Source organism: Allobosea sp. P1_A7, from assembly GCF_056406775.1.
Genome location: NZ_JBFTZN010000516.1, coordinates 1 through 1,943, shown reverse-complemented (window position 1 = coordinate 1,943; position 1,943 = coordinate 1). Strand labels below are relative to the sequence as shown.

At 64.2% G+C, this 1,943-nt stretch carries 5 protein-coding genes; 2 read left to right on the top strand and 3 right to left on the bottom strand.

The genetic code is table 11. The features are described from left to right. Nucleotides 1-184: 184 nt before the first annotated feature. Both AC1D34_RS37135 and AC1D34_RS37130 read left to right on the top strand, forming a co-directional pair. The gene (locus AC1D34_RS37135; RefSeq protein ID WP_441509201.1) at nt 185-487 is read left to right on the top strand and encodes a Ros/MucR family transcriptional regulator; all 303 of its coding nucleotides are present in this window, start codon (nt 185-187) and stop codon (nt 485-487) included. Continuing rightward, nucleotides 484-678, top strand: a complete 195-nt coding sequence (locus AC1D34_RS37130) for an ABC transporter substrate binding protein (protein WP_441509200.1) — start codon at nt 484-486, stop codon at nt 676-678. The genes AC1D34_RS37135 and AC1D34_RS37130 overlap by 4 nt, the downstream gene beginning before the upstream one ends. A gap of 47 nt (nt 679-725) precedes the next feature. On the opposite strand, the gene AC1D34_RS37125 is transcribed toward AC1D34_RS37130, so the two are convergent. Genes AC1D34_RS37125 through AC1D34_RS37115 form a run of 3 tightly spaced genes read right to left on the bottom strand, consistent with a single transcriptional unit; the run spans nt 726 to nt 1,662 of the window. Then, on the bottom strand, nt 726-899 hold the full coding sequence (locus AC1D34_RS37125; RefSeq protein ID WP_441509199.1) for a hypothetical protein: 174 nt from the start codon (nt 897-899) through the stop codon (nt 726-728). Further along, nucleotides 896-1,180 carry a hypothetical protein gene (locus AC1D34_RS37120; RefSeq protein WP_441509198.1) on the bottom strand — a complete coding sequence of 95 codons (285 nt, stop codon included), beginning with the start codon at nt 1,178-1,180 and terminating at the stop codon, nt 896-898. Before AC1D34_RS37120 ends, AC1D34_RS37125 begins: the two co-directional genes overlap by 4 nt. Beyond that, nucleotides 1,177-1,662 carry a hypothetical protein gene (locus AC1D34_RS37115; RefSeq protein WP_476777233.1) on the bottom strand — a complete coding sequence of 162 codons (486 nt, stop codon included), beginning with the start codon at nt 1,660-1,662 and terminating at the stop codon, nt 1,177-1,179. Before AC1D34_RS37115 ends, AC1D34_RS37120 begins: the two co-directional genes overlap by 4 nt. Between the last annotated feature and the right edge of the window lie 281 nt (nt 1,663-1,943).

The window sequence follows — 1,943 nt, the reverse complement described above, 5'->3', positions numbered from 1 at the left end:
GTGATTACGGCCAAGGATGACGCGGACAACATCAGGGCCAGCGCTTAGAAAAGTGCACCAAAAGGCCGAAGACATGACCGCTCCCACGATCCTCGCCGCGCCAAAGAAATCCCCTTGATCAAAGGGCGCCGTCCAGACATGACAACGCCACCGCCAGAAATGGAACCTTCCGGCGGACTACCCGATGGTCGCGCCGAACTATGCGGAATCCCGATCGGCCCTGGCGAAGGCGTCCGGCCTTGGTCAGTCGCGCAAGGCCGCCGCGTCTGCGCCTGAACCCATTGTCCAGGCTGCGACCACGGTCGCAGATAAGCCAAAACGCGCCTCGCGCGTCAAGGCAAGCGCACCGACCGCGGTCGTGGCCGCGCCGGAGAGCATCCAGGCGAAGCGCGCGCCACGCAAGGCGAAAGCTGTTGGGGAGCCAGTGGTGGAACCGCCCGCAAGACCCAAGAGGGCGCGCAAGACCGCCGCAACCACCGGATCGTGAGGCTCGGATCAAGTGCGCTTCGCCAAGTCGGCATCTATGTCGGCCGAATTCTCAGGGGCGAGAAGCCAGCCGACTTGCCAGTGTTGCGGCCGACCAAGTTCGATCTCGTCAACAAGCTCAAGACGGCGAAAGCGCTGGGCCTTACGGTGTCAACCACGCTCCTCGCACAGGCAACGGAGGTCATTGAATGATGTCGGCTATTGGGCGCGAACCGGCCAGGAGACACCTTCGGCGCCTTCTACTTGAGCGTCCCGTATCGTTCGAGATAGGCCAGCAGCAGACGCACCGTGGCGGGCGCGCCCTTGGCGGCGTAGCGCTGGCTGGTCCGTGTCGTGATGCCGAGCAGCGGCGCGACGCTGTGCTGGTTCAAGCCAAGCCGCTTGAGCGCGTCCCGGTATTCGTCGGCGGTCATCGCCAGCCCTCCCGCTGCAGCAGTTCCGGCAGCAGTGCGAACGCCGTCTCGACGGAGGGATAGTCCCACGACTGCATGGTCTCCTCCCGTTCGATCCAGCGATTGATGGTGGCGCAGTGATGCCCGCACTGGACCGACCAGCCGGTGTCGCGGACGCCGCAGAAAATCTCGTAAGCATCGTCGATGCTCTCGTCCTCCGCCCGGACGAACTTGGTCCAGAGCGCGACGTCGAGTTTGCGGAGCGCGCTGTTGGCGCGGGTGGTGATGACGTCGACGTTCATGGCGTGCCTGCCTTCGACGCTTCGGCGTCGGCCTTGGCGATTTCAAGCGCATGATCCCGGAGCGCCTGCTCGACCTCGTCGGCGCTGATCGTCGGATCGTCCTCGAACGGGTCGTATCCGATGCGCTCGACATAGGCGGCGGCGAGGCGGGTCCGGCGCTCGTCCCCGGTCTCGGCAATCAAGCCTTCCGAGACGGCGGCGTCGAACAGCTTCGATTCCAGTTCGGCGATGTCGGCGGACCGGTGTTCGCCAGTCCCGATGCGCAGATTGAAGACGCCGCTAGGCAGGCGCTCGATATAGAGCGAGCCGAGATAGGTATATCCCGGCATCCCCTCGACCAGGTCGTCGCCGATGACTGCGCCGACGTCAGCGGATTCCTCGCGGCTGGCGATGAATTCAGCAAGCGTCATGGTCGTTCCTTGTCTGGCGCACGGATTCGTCCGTCGAGGGACCCAACATAACGACAGGATGTCGTCCTGCAAGTGGCCGATCACGGCAAATTGTCGTGGCCACGGCACTGCATCGGCCCTTCCTCGAGCTTTTCGAGATCGGGCAGGTCGCGCAGGCTGGCGAGACCGAACAGCGCGGCGATCTCTTACGGTACGTTGATGTCGCCAACTGCAGCCCGTCATCGGGATCGACCACAGGACAGGATGACTTCTTGACTCTCGCAGGGGCGCGCGCCTATCTCCGCGGCATCCGTTAGCACTCGACACCCGAGACTGCTAACAGATGCCGGCAGCGTTTCCACGCAGGCCGCGCG